Consider the following 16,821-nt stretch of genomic DNA (forward strand, 5'->3'; position numbering starts at 1 on the left):
GAGGAATTGGATTGATGAAGGTAGTTGAGAATATTTTGGAGCTGGTGGGGCAGACGCCAATGGTGCGGCTGCGCCGGCTGGAACAGGCAAGCGGCGTTGAAAGTTGCGCTGAGATTTGGGCGAAGCTGGAGTATCTGAATCCAGGTGGAAGCATCAAGGACAGAGCCGCGCTTGGAATCGTGCTGGATGCAGAGCGGCGCGGTGTGTTGCAGCCGGGGGGCACGATTGTGGAGGCTACGGCAGGGAATACAGGCGTGGGTTTGGCGCTGATCGGCGTGAATCGCGGGTACAAGGTGATGTTGTATGTGCCGGAGCAGTTTGCAGAGGAGAAGTGCAAGCTGATGCGTGGGTTGGGCGCGACGGTGGTGCGGACGCCTGAGGCTGAGGGTATGGCCGGCGCGATTCAGCGGGCGTTGCAGTTTGAGAAGGAGACGCCGGGAGCGTTTGCGGCGCTGCAGTTTGAGAATCCGGCGAATCCGGACTTTCATGAGGAGACGACGGCGGCGGAGATCTGGGAGCAGATGGAAGGGCGCGTGGATGCGTGGGTCTCCGGTGTGGGATCGGCGGGTACCTTTACGGGGGTGGCGCGGTTTTTCAAGAAGAAGCGGGCGGGGATTTTGACGATTGCTGTTGAGCCGCAGGGAAGCGTGTTGGAGGGTGGAGAGCCAGGACCGCATGAGGTGGAAGGGATTGGGGTGTCGTTTATTCCGGCGACGTTTGACCGAAGTGTCTGCGACCGGGTGATGAAGGTGATGGATGAGCCGGCGCTTGCAATGGTGAAGCGGCTGGCTGCGGAAGAGGGCGTGTTTGCGGGATCGAGCGCAGGAGCGATGTTGTGCGCTGCGGTAGATGTTGCGAAGGAGCTTGGCGCGGGTAAGAGGGTGGTTACGGTGATTCCGGACTCGGCAGAGCGATATCTGTCGAAGGGATTGCTCAATTAGTTCTTCATATTTTTTAGATTGTGATTGTTGAGGTTACAAATGGCAGATACGACGAAGAGATTTGGGTTTGCAACGCGGGCGATTCACGATGGGCAGCCTTCGGATGAGATGACGGGCGCTGTGAATGTGCCGATCTATCTGACCTCGACCTACCAGCAAGAGGAGATTGGGAAGAACAAGGGGCATGAGTATGCCCGGCTGACGAATCCGACTCGAGATGCGCTGGAGGAGAACCTTCGCTCGCTGGAGGGCGGGACGAGCGCGCATGCGTTCGGCAGCGGGATGGCCTCGATTACGGCGCTCTGCACGATGATGAAGACGGGCGATCATGTGGTGTGCTCGGACAATGTCTATGGCGGGACGGGACGGCTGTTTGATTATGTGCTGACAAACTACGGGCTGACGTTTACCTATGTCGATACGAGCGTTGCGGAGAATGTGGCTGCGGCGATCACTCCTGCGACGAAGCTGGTGCATATCGAGACGCCGACGAATCCGATGATGTCGTTGACTGATATTGGTGCGGTGGCGAGGATCTGCCATGCGAAGGGCGTGGAGTTGAGTGTGGACAATACCTTCTTGTCGCCGTATCTGCAGCAGCCGATCGCGCTGGGTGCGGATATTGTGATGCACTCGACGACAAAGTTTTTGAATGGGCACTCGGATGGGCTGGGTGGCGTGCTGGTTTGCACGAAGCCCGAGCATGCTGAGAGGTTTCGGTTTGTGCAGAAGTGTACAGGTGGGATTTTGTCGCCGTTTGACAGCTATCTGCTGATTCGCGGAGTGAAGACGCTGGCGGTGCGGATGAAGCAGCATGATGCCAATGGTCGTGTGGTTGCCGACTTTTTGAAGGGGCATAAGAATGTGCAGCAGGTGTTTTACCCGGGGTTGGTGGAGCATCCTCAGCATGAGTTGGCGAAGCGGCAACAGCACGGGTTTGGGTCGATGATCTCGATGGAACTGGGATCGCTGGAGAGGGCGAATTCGTTTGCAAAGTCGCTGCGTCTGGGGCTGCTGGCGGAGTCGCTGGGTGGGGTTGAAACGTTGATCTGTCATCCGGCGACCATGACTCACGCTGCAGTTGGGGTGGAGGGTCGGGCGAAGCTGGGGATTACGGATGGGTTGATGCGGATTTCAGTCGGCATTGAAGACGTTGAAGATATCGTGGCGGATCTGGAACAGGCGTTGGATCGCATTTAATCTGTTTCGATTTCGATTGAGGGGCGTGGGCATTTGCCTGCGCCCTTTTAATTTGCGCGATTTAGAGGCGAGCCAGAGTATGCATGAATGTGATACATGTATTAGCGTTGGTTATGAGGTTTCGGAGGGTTCATGTTTGGATTGACGGAAGAGCAGAGGCAGTTGCAGAGTGCGGTGCGGGCGTTTGCTGAGGGTGAGGTTGCGCCCCATGTCTCGGAATGGGATGAGAAGAGCGAGTTTCCGCATGAGGTGGTGAAGAAGCTTGGGGCGATGGGGCTGCTGGGTGTGATCTTTCCTGAGTCTTTGGGCGGCGCTGGAATGGGCTACGTGGAGTATGTGCTGGCTATTGAAGAGCTGTCGCGGGTGGATGGAAGTGTGGGGATTATTGTTGCGGCGCATAATTCCCTGTGTACGAACCACATTATGCTGGGCGGGAATGATGAGCAGAGGAAGCGGTGGATTCCGAAGCTGGCGAGTGGGGAGTGGCTGGGCGCGTGGGGATTGACGGAGCCGGGGTCGGGTTCGGATGCAGGCGGAGCGCGGACGACCGCGGTGAAGCAGGGGGATAAGTGGGTGTTGAACGGGAGTAAGACGTTTATCACGAATGGAAGCTATGCGAACTGTGCTGTGGTGCTGGCGGTGACCGATAAGGAGAAGGGAACTCGCGGTGGAATCTCGGCGTTTGTTGTGGAGCGTGGAACGAAGGGGTTTCGGTCGGGGCGGAAGGAGAACAAACTGGGTCTGAGGGCCAGCGATACGGCGGAGTTGATCTTCGAAGACTGCGAGATTCCGGCGGAGAATTTGGTTGGCAAGGAGGGAGACGGCTTCAAGGATGCGATGCGAGTGCTTGATGGGGGAAGGATCTCGATTGCAGCGTTGAGCCTGGGAATGGCACGCGGGGCGCTTGATGCCGCGATGAAGTACGCGCAGGAGAGGCGACAGTTTGGGAAGGCGATCAGCGAGTTTCAGGCGATTCAGTTCAAGCTGGCGGATATGGCGACGCAGCTGGATGCGGCGTGGTTGTTGACGATGCGAGCGGCGCAGATGAAGGACGCGGGCAAGAAAGTTACGCTGGAGTCGGCGATGGCGAAGCTGTATGCGAGCGAGGCTGCGTGCAGGATCTGCGATGAGGGCGTGCAGATTCACGGCGGATATGGGTTCATCAAGGACTATCCGGCAGAGAAGTTTTATCGCGATGTGAGGTTGTGCCCGATTGGTGAGGGGACCAGTGAGATTCAGCGGATGGTGATTGCGCGGGAGCTGTTGGGGAAGAGTCCTTCGCGAGGATAGTTTGCTTGAAAACCAAGCGGCGCGTCTGTGCTGAACCCGGCAGCAAACCCGGAGCCATCACCGTCTCCGTCTACAAAGCAGACATCACCACCGGCAAAATCCAGAAGCGAACCGGTCCGAGAGATTTATACACGTTTGTGTGTGCTAATGGGAAATAGTTTCTTCTGGGGAATATTTTGTTTCTAAGGAAGTATACCTTCATGTTCAGAGATTCAGCAGATGGTTCGGTTGGGTTTCGCAAACTACACTAGAGATATGAGCCAGATTGCCGCTTCGGTTGAGACGACGTTTGCTGAGATTGCCGCCAAGGTTGCGCAAGGCGAGCGGATCGGACGAGATGAGGCACGATGGCTCTGGGTGAATGCCTCGGATGAAGAGCTGCGAACGCTTGCGGGGCGGGTGCGGGATCGGTTTCATGCTTCGGGTTCTTGTACGTACATGGTGATGCGGATCATCAACTACACGAATGTGTGCGTGGCGCAGTGTGATTATTGTGCGTTCTACAAACTGCCGAATCAGGATGGCGGATATGTGTTGAGCCACGAGGAGGTGTTCGCGAAGCTCGACGAACTGCTCGTACTGGGTGGGGATCTGGCGGCGTTCAATGGAGGGTTCAATCCACATCTGCCGCTGAGTTACTACTGTGAGTTGTTTGCGGCGATTCGTGCGAGGTATGGGGACGCGCTGGAGTTTTATGCGCTGACGATTGCGGAGTTTATGTACCTTGCGGATCACGCGAAGCTAAGCTATAGCGAGGCTGCGGGGCGGTTGAAAGATGCTGGTGTGCGCTGGATTACGGGTGGCGGGTCGGAGATTCTGACTGAAGATTTTCGTGCGCGGCACTCGAAGTTCAAGTACACGGTGACAGAGTACTTCGAGGCGCAACGAGCGATTGTTGAGGCTGGTCTGAAGACGACGGCAACGATGGTGATCGGATTCGATGAGTCTTTGGAGGAGCGGCTGGAGCATCTGGAACGCACTCGGCAGTTTCAGGATGAGACGGGTGGGCTGGCTAGTTTTCTTTGCTGGACGTTTAAGCCTTACTTCACTCAGATTGGCGGGATCGAGATTACGACCGCTGAATATTTGAGGCATCTTGCTTTGTCCCGGATCTATCTCGAAAATATTCCGCGGATTCGAACCTCGGTACTCACTCAGAATCAACAGGCGCTGGGTGGGTTGAACTATGGCGCAGATGATTTTGATCTGCCGATTGAGGACGAGGTGACGCAGAAGGCTGGGGCTACGATCAGTCTCGACTTTGAACGAATTTTGAATTATGCGAAGGAGCTGGGATTCACGCCGGAGTATCGGCATGTGTCGCTTGGACAGCCACCCTGGAGTGCTTCCCACTAATTTGGCTTCGTTTTGAAGTATGGCCTTGTCGCGGCAGTTCGGCCAGCGGAAGAGGCGGGCAAGGGCTTGTGTGCGAAGGTGTGTCAAGGCTGGCCTTTCATTTGACCGTGGCTTGCCTGACACGTCTAAAATGTATAGACGGGCGGCATCCCACACGGAAGTCGTCCAGGATGGGCTCGTGCGCCTCTTCGCCAAAAGGTTGCCGCATGAGTCTTTTATTTTGTCTCTGTTCAGACGACACGTTTGTCCTAGATGCAAGCGCAGGGGAATATTTTTACACTTTCTTCGCTTTGCTCTTTTTAAAAGGACAGCAGTTAGTTACAGGGACGTGCGACGGGTGGAGATGGTGAACGGAATGAGGGTGGATGCCTAGATCGACGCTTTCGGTAGCGATCATCACGCTCAACGAAGAGGCTAATCTCGCGCGGACGCTGGCCAGCGTTCAGTTTGCAGATGAGGTTGTCGTGGTGGACTCGGGCTCCACCGATCACACGGTCGAGATCGCGAGGTCGTTCGGGGCCAAGGTCTTTGACGAGCCGTGGAAGGGATTCGCGGGGCAGAAGAACTCAGCAATTGAACGATGCAGCGGAACTTGGGTGCTCTCGCTGGATGCGGATGAGGAGCTTACGGTCGAGTTGGAGGCCGAGATTGTAAAGATGCTTGAGACCGACGCCGAGATATTGCCGCAGGTGGATGGTTACCGGTTGCGTCTGCGGCATATTTTTCTCGGGCGCTGGATGCGGCATGGTGGCTACTATCCGGACCTGAAGCTGAGGCTGTTTCGAAGAATGACGAGGTTTGGCGATACTCGCTTCGCTGACCGGCCGGTGCATGAGTCGGTGCAAGTTGGCGGAAGAGTCGAGACGCTGAAGAATGATTTTCTGCATCACGGCTATCCAAATCTCGAGATCTATCTCGAACATATGAATCGCTACAGCAGTCTGGGCGGCCAGATTGTTGCCACGAAGGGGAAGGTGAGTAGCTCGGGGATTGCTTTCTGCTGGAACATCGTTTTGGTTCCGGTACTGACCTTTATCTGGAACTTTGGCTTTCGCCTTGGGTTTCTTGATGGCCGCGAAGGCCTGTTGCTGCACCTATACCACTCGACGTATATCAGCTGGAAGTATGCGAAGGCGTGGAAGGCTGGGTTGGTGGACGAAAAGGCGTGACTGGTTTACTGCGGCTTTGAGCCTCGACGACCGGGCAACGTAGCGGACTGAAAGAGGAACACCGTGAGGATCGTCATGATGGGTTCGAGCGGATGGCGGAAGCGGGCCTGAACAGTGACGAAATAGTAGACGAGTGGAAGTAAGGCGAAGGCCCACGCGCAGAGAACCGCGCCTGGGATGCGCTGTTTGAGGGCGAGCGCGAGACCGAGAAGCGATGCCAGACAGAGGAAGCTGTAGTTGAGTACGCGAAATACTTCATTCCAGACCCCGAACTCGATCGGATGTGGGACGCTGACCCAATAGAAGTAGAAGCGCTTCAACGCCAGTTGCGCGAACTGACGCTTGTGCGACCTGATGTAGATCTGGGCGAGTTGCGCTTCCTGACGGACGTAGGCATGCTCGCCCATCTGCTTGTACTCGAGGTAGTCGGGGCAAACCTCGCAGATAGGGATGCGAGATCCCATAGTGAATCCGTTGTAGCCCTCGGCGACTGAGGCGTGGAGTTCCGCTCCGAAGTTTCCGCGAATTGGGATGAAGGCATGGAAGACGGTCCAGTTGCGCCACAGCCACGGGCTGAGGCAAGCACAGAAGAGCGTACCTGCCATGATCGCTTTAAAAAAAGTACGCTGAAAAGCGGCCCTGGTTTTTGCTGCGCCGAGTAGCATCCAGATGCCGCATACCGGGACGAAGAGAAGGAGCGTTGAGTTCAGGAGGCCGAGCATCGCGGAGAAGACTCCGAAGATCGCCCAACGTGATGTCGTCTGGGTGTCGGTTGGAGGGAGATCTTCGCCGACGCCACGTGCTCGCAGGGCCAGGACGATGACCTTCGAAAAAAGGAAGGCTGTCACGGCCATGTCCCATATCCAGCGCACGGCGTATTGCATGGCGGCGGGATGAAGAGCCCAGAGCCAACCGGACCAGAGTGCAATCTTTCTGGCGCGACCAGTGTGTTGGAAGCAGCGCGATGCGATCTCGTAGATGACGGACGAGGTGGCTGCGGAGAAGATGCTGTTGATGGTGAGAATGACCCAGGCAGATTTTGCAGTGTAGACGCCGAAGATTTTGAAGATGCCGGTCAGGAGCCAGGGGTAGAGGGGAGGGACCCAGGCAGTGGGGCCGGTGTGTCCGGTAAACGGGTCGGCGTATCCGTAGCCGGTGGCGAGGGCGCGAGCGATGCGGCCCATCTCCCAGCCGAACTGGAGGTGGTCCTGCCCGAGACGGATGCGGTAGGTGTGGGCGAGGGTGATGTAGAGGACGCGTATGAGAAAGCCCACCCAAAACATGGCAGCTGGTGCTTTGAATGGCGGGGTTGATGCGTCTGGCGGGTTCTTCTTCTGCATTCGCTTTCCTGCGCGTGGATGGGGAGTTACTGCAGATGCTGGGCTGCGCTCCCTGCTACTTTCATTATGCGGGATGGAGCACAATGTCGGAGAGCCGGATGAGACCGTCGGCTGCCTGAGAAGCGGAGAGTTTAGCCGCGTCGATGACGATGTGTGTGGATTCCTGTCTCCATCCATTTAGCATTTGGAAAACACTCGGGGAGCGGTTCGCCAAAACCCGCTAAATTCCAGAGCAAATTGAGGTGGGGAATCGCAATCACTGGCTGAAGGTGCTTCGGGTCTGCCACGTAGTCGAAAAAATGTGGATAATGGCGAACGAGTAGAGAAGCTGGCAATCATTGGCGTGAGGGTAGATGCCGAAGGTCGGCGGGAGATCGTACTGCATGACGAAGGCGTTTGTAGGGCAACTGATATCAGAAGCGATGGCGATGTTCATCGTTATCGCGTTCGGCGATTCCGTCGCCGCAATGTATACGCTCTACAGCCCCAGCCCCTATCAGCAAGCCTATTGGGGAGTATGTATTGCGTGGGGATTGGCTGTGACGATTTCGATCTATACGACAGCTTCGGTGAGCGGCTGCCACGGCAATCCCGTGGTCACGCTGGCGCTGGCGGTCTATAGAAAATTCTCGTGGAGCAAGGTAATGCCGTACTGCATCGCGCAGGTGGTCGGTGCGTTTTTGGGCGCGGGCGTGGTGTATATGCTGTTCTCTCCGGTGATCGACAACTTCAATCTGACCAATCATCTCTCGCGCGCGACGGGCGGAGCGGCGGGGGTTTTCTTTACCCATCCCGGTCTCGCGATTACACCGATGCATGCATTCGGAGACGAGATTATTTTGACTGCATTTCTGATCTTCGGCATCTTTGCGATCACCGAACAATATAACGAGATGGCTCCGGGTGCGAATGCTGGAGCGTTGATGATCGGCTTCCTGGTGGCGCTGATTGGCGCGTCGATGGGGTACCTGGAAGCGTGGGCGCTGAATCCTGCTCGCGACTTTGGGCCCAGGTTGTTCTGCTTTTTTATGGGATGGGGACCGTCGGCGCTGCCTTCACCGAATAACTATTGGTGGATTCCGATTGTTGCTCCACTCCTGGGTGGTCTCGTTGGTGGCGGAACGTATCAACTGTTGATACGTCCGTTTTTGCCGGCCAGAGAGCGAGCGCTGCTGGAAGAGTTGAAGGCGCAACGACCGTAAAGGGATAGAGGCATCTTGAGGGTAAGGGCATCGAAGGAGACAGCATGACGTATGTACTTTCGCTCGATCAGGGAACCACGAGTTCACGTGCCATTCTTTTTGACCACGACGGTCAGATAGCAGGGATCGCGTCTCACGAGTTTCCGCAGATCTATCCGAGCAGCGGCTGGGTGGAGCATGATCCCTTTGACATTCTTACCTCGCAACTTAGCTCTGCGGTTGACGTTCTGGGCAAGGCACGACTGCGTCCAAGGGATGTGGTCGCGCTGGGGATTACCAATCAGCGGGAGACGACGATCGTCTGGGATCGCGCGACAGGGAAGCCGGTCTATAACGCGATTGTCTGGCAGGACAGTCGAACCGCTGCATTGATGAAGAAGCTATCGGAAGATGGTGTGGAGGAGATGGTTCGTCAGAAGACTGGCTTGCTGCTGAGCCCTTATTTCTCGGCGAGCAAGGTTGCATGGATTTTGGATAACGTTGACGGAGTGCGAGCGCGCGCCGAGGCTGGAAAGCTCGCTTTTGGCACGGTCGATAGCTGGCTGATATGGAATCTTACGAGCGGTAAACGTCACATTACCGACCGCACCAATGCTTCGCGCACATTGCTCTACAACGTCGCCGAAGATAGATGGGATGATGACCTGCTCAAGCTCTTCAATATTCCGAGAAGCATTTTGCCTGAGGTGGTCTGGTCGAGTGAAAGAGCTGGCCAGGTCACGACATCGCTCGGACTGGGTGAGGTTGAGATTGCAGGGATTGCAGGAGATCAGCAATCGGCTTTATTTGGGCAGCTGTGCGTTTCGCCTGGAGACGCGAAGAATACTTATGGCACCGGTTGTTTCCTCTTGCAGAACATTGGAAGCGAGTTCACTCTCTCGCCAAATCGGCTGATTACAACGCTTGCCTGTAGTACGGATAAGAAGCTCACTTATGCGTTAGAGGGCAGTATCTTCATCGGTGGAGCTGTCGTGCAATGGCTGCGCGATAATATGAAGTTCTTTCGGAAGTCGTCAGAGGTCGAGGCAATTGCAGGTTCGGTACCTGACTCTGACGGAGTGGTGTTTGTGCCTGCATTTTCGGGTCTGGGTGCGCCGTACTGGGACGCGCAGGCGAGAGGTTTGATCATTGGACTGCAACGCGGAACGAAGATTGCCCATATCGCCAGGGCCGCGATCGAGAGCATTGCGTTTCAAGTGGCTGATGTTTTGCAGGTCATGGATTCTGATACCAAAAATCCCTTCAGGGAACTGCGAGTGGATGGCGGCGCGGCGGCGAATGACTCACTGATGCAGTTTCAGGCCGATCTGTTGGGTGTTCCGGTCCATCGTCCCGCTGTGCTTGAAACTACGGCGCTGGGAGCTGCATATCTTGCGGGTCTTGCAACCGGATTTTGGAGCGGTGTTGACGAATTGGAACAGCATCAGAAGGCCGATACGATCTTTGAGCCAAAGGGTGATAAGAAGCAGATGAAGAAGTTGCAGGATAATTGGAGAGAAGCCGTAGAGCGTTCCCGCAACTGGAATAAGGAGAGCAGATGAATCGCGACGAGATGGTATCCCGTGTACGCAACCGCAAAGAGCCTTGGGACATTGTAGTGATAGGTGGAGGAGCCACGGGGGCCGGGGTGGCCGTGGATGCGGCAACGCGTGGCTATGATGTTCTGCTGCTGGAGCGCGAGGACTTCGGTAAAGGGACGTCGAGTCGTGCCACCAAGCTGGTTCACGGTGGAGTTCGCTATCTGGAGCAGGGCAATGTCTCGCTGGTGATGGAGGCGCTGAAGGAGCGTGGAATCCTTCTTCGAAATGCGCCGCACATTGTGAAGGACCTGCGATTCATCGTGCCAAATTACTCCTGGTGGGAGGCGCCTTTTTATGGGATTGGGATGAAGGTGTATGACTTTCTTGCGGGGAAGTACAGCTTTGGCTCGTCGAAGGTGCTGTCGTTGGAGGAGACGCTGGAGCTACTGCCGACCATTCGTCAGGATGGTTTACGTGGCGGCGTCATGTATCACGATGGGCAGTTTGACGACACACGTCTGCTGATTAATTTGATGACAACCGCCGCGGATCATGGAGCAACTTTGTTGAACTACGCTGGCGTCGTCGAGTTGACGAAGGATGAGGCGGGTTTTGTAAAGGGCGTGACTGCAGTGGACGGAGAGACGGGTGAACGCTTCGTGATTGAAGCCCGTTCGGTGGTGAATGCGACTGGTATCTTTACCGATGAGACGAGGCGGCTCGCCGAACCGAGCGTCGAGCAGATGATGGTGCCCAGCCAGGGAATCCATCTGATGTTTGACCGATCTTTTCTGATCGGCGACACAGCACTATTGGTGCCGCATACGGATGACGGGCGCGTTCTGTTCGCCGTTCCATGGCATGGCCGCACACTGGTTGGTACTACGGATACTCCGATTCAAACCGTGTCGTATGAGCCGCTGCCATTTGAAGAAGAGATTGAGTTCGTTCTGGAGACAGCGGGTCGCTATCTGAGTCACAAGCCGACCCGTGACGATATTCTCAGCGTGTATGTTGGGATTCGGCCGCTTGTGAAGGCTGCCGGCGCTGCTGATGGAAAGACTTCGTCACTCTCGCGTGACTATACGATCCACATTGATCACTCTGGCTTGCTTACAATCGTCGGCGGAAAATGGACGACCTATCGACACATGGCGGAGGACTGCGTTGATCACGCGACAACGCTTGGTCGCCTTGATGAAAGGCCGTGTGTCACCGCAACGATGCAGATCCATGGATACCATCAACACTCGGCGGAGCTTGGTGCTTTGTCCGTGTATGGATCGGATGCAGCATCGATCCTTGAATTAGCCAAGGAACGTCCCGAACTCGCCAAACCGCTTCATCCCGATCTGCCGTATATCGCTGCCGAGGTGGTATGGGCCGCACGAAATGAGATGTCTCGCACGCTGGACGATGCCCTTGCGCGACGAACGCGAGCGCTTCTGCTGAATGCGCGCGCGGCAGTTGAAGTGGCGCCGGCGGTTGCGGCATTGCTCGCTGCAGAGCTTGGCAAAGACTCTGCCTGGGAAGAGGAGCAGGTGAGATCGTTTCGCGCGATGGCGGCACAGTACATCCCGCAGGGGAGGACGTATCCGGCGGATCCCGCATTGCACGTCGAACCAGTCAAGGCGTAGTCCGTATGAATGACGTTTCTACAGTGAGTTCGGTAGTTATCAATGCACATCATCATCTCTGGCACTATTCGGTTGAGTAGTATGACTTGATCAACGGCGACATGGCGGTGCTGCGGCGAAATTTTATTCCTGACGATTTTGGCTGAGCTGGCCTCGGCTAAGGTGGAAGACGTTGTGACGTTGCAGGCGCGACTGACGCTGGAAGAGACAAGTGTCGCGCCGGCAAAGCGTCTTCTATGCTCCAGTTCGGATGTGATTGTTTCGTTCAATTAAATGTAGTGCCGGCCGTTATGCTGAATTGTTGGGAGCAAACTTTCGAGCGAAGCGTCAGATGCGCTGCCTTGCCCATCTTCCTTGCCGGAAGAGGACTAAGCTGATGAGCACGATCACTGATTGTGCAACGACAACGGAGAGGAAGACACCATTGACACGCATGCGGGTGTGCATTGCCAGCCACCAGGCTAATGGTATTTCCAGAGTCCAGAATCCGAATAGATTGACGTAGGTGGGTGTAACCGTGTCGCCAGCGCCATTGAATGCTTGCAGCAGGACCATGCCATAGGCATAAGCGATGTTTCCGCAGCTGAAGATCCGCAGGCAATTGACGGCGACTGGAGCCACTGCGGGATCTTGTGTGAACAGCGCTATGATCCAAGGGGCGAACACAATAAACACAACTCCTACAGAGCCGAGGAAGGCCATATTCCACAAGCCCGTTCGCCACACTGCGTTGCGGGCACGGTCTGGATGGCCCGCGCCGAGGTTCTGTCCTACGAGAGTTGCAGCAGCGTTACTCAATCCCCAGGAGGGCAAGATCGCAAAGATGACGATGCGGATACTGATCGTATAGGCGGCCAGGGCAGGAGCGCCGAAGAGACTAACAATTCGAACAAGGCCAATCCAACTAGCCTGACCAATCAGGAATTGCAGAATTCCGGAGAGCGACACCCGAATCAGGCGCCATAGAACAGAGCTGTTGAGTCGCAGATGCCGCGAAAGTATTTGAAGCCGTTCCGTTCCTTTGCCAAGCCGGTAGAACTGGTAAAGAACACCGATGCCGCGTCCGGTAAAGGTGGCGAGCGCTGCACCAGTTACACCAAGTTTGGGGAACGGGCCAAGGCCGAAGATAAGGCAGGGATCAAGGATGAGGTTAAGTATGTTCGACACCCAAAGCAGACGCATGGCAATAGCTGCATCACCAGCGCCCCGAAAGATTGCGTTATTCAGGAAGAGCATCAGAACAACACCGGAGCCGCCAAGTGCAATTCGCGTGTAGTTAGTCCCGCTGGCGATGATCGATGGGGACGCACCCATCAGCGCCAACAATCGAGGTGCGAACACGAAGAAGGGAAGGCCAAGGGCGAGCGAGACGATCAAGCCCAGGAAGACAGCCTGGACTGCCGAAATAGCCGCTCCGTCTCGATCCTTTTCGCCGATGCGCCGGGCGACCATAGCGGTGGTCGACATACCAAGCCCTAGACCAACGGCGAAGACCAGAGTCAGAACTGATTCTGTCAGTCCTACCGTTGCGATGGCGTCAGCGCCAAGCCGGCTCACCCAAAAGACATCGACTACAGCAAAGAGTGATTCGAGCACCATCTCCAACACCATTGGTATGGCAAGAAGAAGTATCGAACGATTCAAGCTGCCGGTGGTGTAATCCTGATGGCTGCCGCGAAGAGCTTCTTTGACAGATCGCCAAAGAGAGGGAGCCCCGGAGTCGGTGGTCGCCTGCGTTTCCATGCTCGCCTATGGTACTGCAGGAGCATCACATTGTGATGGCGAGATGCGACATGGATTGAATCAGACTAGCGGGCGTAAACGTTCTCTTGTCTCCGGTTTCAGCCTATTCCGCTCTCAGTGCATCCACAGGATCTACGGTGGCTGCGCGGCGAGCCGGCAGATAGCTGGCGATCACCGCGGATGACACCAGGACAAGAGGTATTGCAACGTAAGTAAGAGGATCCAACGGGCTGATACCAAATAAAAGTGACTTCATGAACTGCATGAGACCCGCCGCAGCTACGACGCCGATAGCCACACCGATTCCCGTCAGCATAAGGGCAGAACGGACGAACATCCACTTAAGGTCGCCCTTTTGTGCACCGAGTGCCAGCCGAATCCCGATCTCGCGTGTGCGTTGCGAGACGGCATAGGAGATCACACCATATATTCCGATAATTCCAAGCACGAGCGCCATCGTTCCGGCGATGGCCAGCATAACGAGCGTGAATGAGGTGCGTGCCAGCGACTGACTGTATATATCCTGCATCGTCTCGACCGACGCGAGCGGAAGGTTTGCATTTACAGACCAGACAGCTTGTTGAACCTCGGTGAGAAAGCTCTCGGTCCCTGCGCGATCGCTTCGGATGGCGAAGGTTGCTGATCGCGCTGCGTCGAGTGTCGGTTTCATTGTGTAAGGATTCTTGATCAACGCAGGCCAATAGATAATGGCGGGGGCCTTTTCATCGACGCCGTTATGTCGAACGTCCTCTACGACTCCAATCACCTCTACCCATGGCATATTTGCGAACTGCCGGAGGTGTCTTCCGACGGCGGCGGCTGGCGTTCCCCACGATTCACGAGCGAAGTTCTCGGAGACGATCACTACCTGCCTCAAATCATAGATATCGCCCCAGGTAACATCGCGTCCCGCAACCAATCGCGTGCCCGCTGTTTGAAAGTAACCGGGAGATACGGAGTTGAAGAGCCGAAGTGGCGGATCTGCTCCCTCATAACTCTTTCCTTCAATGCGGATTTCATCCCAATTGGGATCGATTCCTTGCATCGGCATTGCTGCCGCGAATCCCACCGAGGTCACTCCTGCAATCGCAGACAGCTTATCGGCGATGTTGTTTTGGATGTGTGTGACCATTTGCGGATCCGAAACGAGAGAATCCGGAATTGTGATGCGCACCGTCTGAAGATGTTTCGCATCAGCGAACCCGGGTTCGACAGTTCGCAATGCCTGAAAAGTACGAATCATGAGCAGCGCACTGATCAGCAGCACCAGGGCCATCGCTACCTGGGCGACAACCATCAGATTGCGTGAGCGCTGACGCTGATGGCCTGTGCTTGCCGTTCTGCCGCCGCCGGAAAGAGCTGCGCCGGCGCGCGTGTTGGAGTATTTGAGAGCTGGAATCGCCCCAAACAAAAAGCCCGACAGCAGCGAGAGGATGAGCGTGAATCCCAGGGAGCGCGCATCGAGAAAAACTTCATTCAAACGGGGCAGGTCTGATGGTCCGATTGCCGTAAGCAGACGCAAACCCGCAAAGGCAACACCGACCCCGAGCAGGCCCCCGATCATTCCCAAAAAGACACTCTCGATGAGTAGCTCGCGCGCAATGCGCCCGCGTCCCGCACCTAACGCCGCACGAATTGCCAGTTCCTGCTGCCGCGCGTCCGCTCGCACGAGTAGTAGATTCGCAACGTTGGTGCAAGCGATCAACATGACCAGGCCAATCGTGGCCATCACGACCCACAACACATTGCCGACGTTGCCAATCACTTGTTGCTTCAGAGGACGCAGAGCAGGCGTAATCCTCCACGTCTCATAGAAGTGAGGATTGGTCATGGGACCGTTTGTAAATGAGTCCATCCAGATGGGAATCATGCGCGTTATGTCGGCGTCAGCTTGCGCTATCGAAATCCCGGGCCTGAGACGCGCGACACCCTGAAAGCCGAAACCCGCCAGCTTTTGATGATTGCGATCGAAGGCCAGAGGTGCGAGTACATCAAAGTCCTGGTTCGCCAGTCGGAACCCACGGGGCATGACACCGACGATCTCACGGGACTGCGAATCGATCGTTATGGTGTGCCCGATTGCAGATCGATCCCCACCAAAACGTCTCTGCCAGTAGCCGTAACTAAGCATCACAGTTTTGGCACCATGAGGTTGCTGGTCTTCCTGCGAAAGCCAGCGGCCAGCCACTGGAGGAATCTCCAGCGTCTGAAGCACACCATCACTCACAAGGGCTGCGCGAACTTCTTCCGGTTTCGCTAATCCAGTAACGTTTGCACTATCAGTTGTCCACACGCCGAGGGATTGAAACGTCCGGTTCTGTTCGCTAAAGGTGAAGTACATGGACGACGAAAGATGCAGCCCATCCGTGACATTCGCCAAACCAGCAGCGCCTGGTGCCTCCAACCAAAGTGAAACGAGTTGATCCGGTTCGGGATACGGCAGCGGTTTGATCAGCACACTGTTGAGAACGCTGAAGACAGCGGTGTTGGCGCCGATCCCGATTGCAAGCGTCAGAATGACCGTTATGGCGAATCCAGGCGACTTTCTCAGCCGCCGGAAGGCGAATCGCAGGTCGGCCAAAATCGATTCCAGCTTTGCCCACTGCCAAACTTCGCGGCTACGCTCCTCAACCAGAGTCACATTGCCAAACTCTCTGCGTGCGGTCCGCTCGGACTCTTGTGGCGACATCCCTTCTTCCATCAACTCTTCAATCCGTTCCGAAAGATGCTCTTGAATAGACACGGAGAGATCGTCATAACGGCGACTGCGCGAGAACTGAGCTAGCCATTGCATTAGGCACTCCTACGCTTTTGCGGTTGCAAGTACGCGGGTGATTCCGGTGAACATCTTCTCAAAGCTGGATACTTCGCGTTCCAGATGCCGAATGCCCGCGGCGGTGGGTCGAAAGATCCGTGTTGGACGCCCTTTAGCTGAGGTTCCGACCTCCGATTCCAACCATCCTGCCTTCAGCATTCGTTGCAAAGCCGGATAGAGGGAGCCTTCTTCCACTTCGAGCAAACTGTCTGACGCCTGCTTGATATGTTTGACGAGCGCATAACCGTGCATTGGACGCAGTCGAAGCGACTGGAGGATCATGATCTCCAATGTTCCGGGGAAGAGGTCGCGGCGTTCAGGATCTTTTGCCATGTCAAGCAATGTAATGCCAAAATACCTATTTTGTAAATAGGTATTTTGTACGTGACTTACTCTAAGTCATGAGGCGAACCCTGGCAGATATTTTTCCTCGTGCGTTTGCTCGGAATTAGAACAATGGCGCGGTCAGGTTGAAGAGCCGCTTTCGTTTCTTGTCTGTCATTCCCGCAGGGAATCTGTGTTTTCAGTCTTCTACGCCACAAGCAAAGTCTCTCGTGTCCTGGGCATCTGTCGCCCAATGAGAAGAAGACTAAGTAGATGAGCGCTCG

General features: G+C 55.7%; 13 protein-coding genes. 9 read left to right on the forward strand and 4 right to left on the reverse strand.

The window, feature by feature from the left end; all coding sequences use genetic code 11:
• Nucleotides 1–14: 14 nt before the first annotated feature.
• The 6 genes from cysK (at nucleotide 15) to RBB82_RS19190 (ending at nucleotide 5,956) form a co-directional block, all read left to right on the forward strand.
• Nucleotides 15–941: a cysteine synthase A gene (gene cysK, locus RBB82_RS19165; protein WP_433972345.1), complete on the forward strand. Its 927-nt coding sequence runs from the start codon at nucleotides 15–17 to the stop codon at nucleotides 939–941.
• Between the two features lie 39 nt (nucleotides 942–980).
• Entirely contained in the window at nucleotides 981–2,141 is a 1,161-nt protein-coding gene (locus tag RBB82_RS19170) for a trans-sulfuration enzyme family protein (RefSeq protein WP_433972346.1), read from the forward strand.
• A 132-nt stretch (nucleotides 2,142–2,273) separates the two neighbouring features.
• A complete protein-coding gene (locus RBB82_RS19175; RefSeq protein ID WP_433972347.1) occupies nucleotides 2,274–3,431 on the forward strand; it encodes an acyl-CoA dehydrogenase in 1,158 nt (385 codons plus the stop codon).
• A 5-nt stretch (nucleotides 3,432–3,436) separates the two neighbouring features.
• The gene (locus RBB82_RS19180) at nucleotides 3,437–3,589 is read left to right on the forward strand and encodes a hypothetical protein (protein ID WP_433972348.1); all 153 of its coding nucleotides are present in this window, start codon (nucleotides 3,437–3,439) and stop codon (nucleotides 3,587–3,589) included.
• 97 nt (nucleotides 3,590–3,686) lie between these two features.
• On the forward strand, nucleotides 3,687–4,787 hold the full coding sequence (locus RBB82_RS19185; RefSeq protein ID WP_433972349.1) for a radical SAM protein: 1,101 nt from the start codon (nucleotides 3,687–3,689) through the stop codon (nucleotides 4,785–4,787).
• A 365-nt stretch (nucleotides 4,788–5,152) separates the two neighbouring features.
• On the forward strand, nucleotides 5,153–5,956 hold the full coding sequence (locus tag RBB82_RS19190) for a glycosyltransferase family 2 protein (protein WP_433972350.1): 804 nt from the start codon (nucleotides 5,153–5,155) through the stop codon (nucleotides 5,954–5,956).
• Between the two features lie 5 nt (nucleotides 5,957–5,961).
• Here the strand turns inward: RBB82_RS19190 and RBB82_RS19195 are convergent, their stop codons facing one another.
• Nucleotides 5,962–7,296, reverse strand: a complete 1,335-nt coding sequence (locus tag RBB82_RS19195) for a hypothetical protein (protein ID WP_433972351.1) — start codon at nucleotides 7,294–7,296, stop codon at nucleotides 5,962–5,964.
• Between the two features lie 383 nt (nucleotides 7,297–7,679).
• On the opposite strand from RBB82_RS19195, the gene RBB82_RS19200 reads away from it, so the two are divergent.
• The 3 genes from RBB82_RS19200 to RBB82_RS19210 are packed head-to-tail and all read left to right on the forward strand — an operon-like array spanning nucleotide 7,680 to nucleotide 11,655.
• The gene (locus tag RBB82_RS19200; RefSeq protein ID WP_433972352.1) at nucleotides 7,680–8,498 is read left to right on the forward strand and encodes an MIP/aquaporin family protein; all 819 of its coding nucleotides are present in this window, start codon (nucleotides 7,680–7,682) and stop codon (nucleotides 8,496–8,498) included.
• A gap of 44 nt (nucleotides 8,499–8,542) precedes the next feature.
• On the forward strand, nucleotides 8,543–10,039 hold the full coding sequence (glpK, locus tag RBB82_RS19205) for a glycerol kinase GlpK (protein ID WP_433972353.1): 1,497 nt from the start codon (nucleotides 8,543–8,545) through the stop codon (nucleotides 10,037–10,039).
• Nucleotides 10,036–11,655, forward strand: coding sequence for a glycerol-3-phosphate dehydrogenase/oxidase (locus RBB82_RS19210; protein WP_433972354.1), 1,620 nt, complete (start codon nucleotides 10,036–10,038; stop codon nucleotides 11,653–11,655). The genes glpK and RBB82_RS19210 overlap by 4 nt, the downstream gene beginning before the upstream one ends.
• Before the next feature lie 327 nt (nucleotides 11,656–11,982).
• Here RBB82_RS19210 and RBB82_RS19215 read toward each other — a convergent pair whose 3' ends face one another.
• From RBB82_RS19215 to RBB82_RS19225, 3 genes are all read right to left on the reverse strand, one after another.
• Complete coding sequence (locus RBB82_RS19215; protein WP_433972355.1) at nucleotides 11,983–13,398, reverse strand: MATE family efflux transporter; 1,416 nt, start codon at nucleotides 13,396–13,398, stop codon at nucleotides 11,983–11,985.
• Nucleotides 13,399–13,501: 103 nt separating this feature from the next.
• Nucleotides 13,502–16,192: an ADOP family duplicated permease gene (locus tag RBB82_RS19220; RefSeq protein ID WP_433972356.1), complete on the reverse strand. Its 2,691-nt coding sequence runs from the start codon at nucleotides 16,190–16,192 to the stop codon at nucleotides 13,502–13,504.
• Between the two features lie 9 nt (nucleotides 16,193–16,201).
• Nucleotides 16,202–16,546, reverse strand: a complete 345-nt coding sequence (locus tag RBB82_RS19225; RefSeq protein ID WP_433972357.1) for a PadR family transcriptional regulator — start codon at nucleotides 16,544–16,546, stop codon at nucleotides 16,202–16,204.
• Nucleotides 16,547–16,821: the final 275 nt, after the last annotated feature.

The sequence above is a fragment of the Tunturiibacter lichenicola genome, from assembly GCF_051013355.1.
GTDB lineage: Bacteria > Acidobacteriota > Terriglobia > Terriglobales > Acidobacteriaceae > Edaphobacter > Edaphobacter lichenicola_F.

What these genes read in the sequence shown, in the direction of transcription:
- cysK (WP_433972345.1), top strand. Translation starts at nt 15, where the DNA reads ATGAAGGTAGTTGAGAATATTTTGGAGCTGGTGGGGCAGACGCCAATG.
- RBB82_RS19170 (WP_433972346.1), top strand. Translation starts at nt 981, where the DNA reads ATGGCAGATACGACGAAGAGATTTGGGTTTGCAACGCGGGCGATTCAC.
- RBB82_RS19175 (WP_433972347.1), top strand. Translation starts at nt 2,274, where the DNA reads ATGTTTGGATTGACGGAAGAGCAGAGGCAGTTGCAGAGTGCGGTGCGG.
- RBB82_RS19185 (WP_433972349.1), top strand. Translation starts at nt 3,687, where the DNA reads ATGAGCCAGATTGCCGCTTCGGTTGAGACGACGTTTGCTGAGATTGCC.
- RBB82_RS19190 (WP_433972350.1), top strand. Translation starts at nt 5,153, where the DNA reads ATGCCTAGATCGACGCTTTCGGTAGCGATCATCACGCTCAACGAAGAG.
- RBB82_RS19195 (WP_433972351.1), bottom strand. Translation starts at nt 7,296, where the DNA reads ATGCAGAAGAAGAACCCGCCAGACGCATCAACCCCGCCATTCAAAGCA.
- RBB82_RS19200 (WP_433972352.1), top strand. Translation starts at nt 7,680, where the DNA reads ATGACGAAGGCGTTTGTAGGGCAACTGATATCAGAAGCGATGGCGATG.
- glpK (WP_433972353.1), top strand. Translation starts at nt 8,543, where the DNA reads ATGACGTATGTACTTTCGCTCGATCAGGGAACCACGAGTTCACGTGCC.
- RBB82_RS19210 (WP_433972354.1), top strand. Translation starts at nt 10,036, where the DNA reads ATGAATCGCGACGAGATGGTATCCCGTGTACGCAACCGCAAAGAGCCT.
- RBB82_RS19215 (WP_433972355.1), bottom strand. Translation starts at nt 13,398, where the DNA reads ATGGAAACGCAGGCGACCACCGACTCCGGGGCTCCCTCTCTTTGGCGA.
- RBB82_RS19220 (WP_433972356.1), bottom strand. Translation starts at nt 16,192, where the DNA reads ATGCAATGGCTAGCTCAGTTCTCGCGCAGTCGCCGTTATGACGATCTC.
- RBB82_RS19225 (WP_433972357.1), bottom strand. Translation starts at nt 16,546, where the DNA reads ATGGCAAAAGATCCTGAACGCCGCGACCTCTTCCCCGGAACATTGGAG.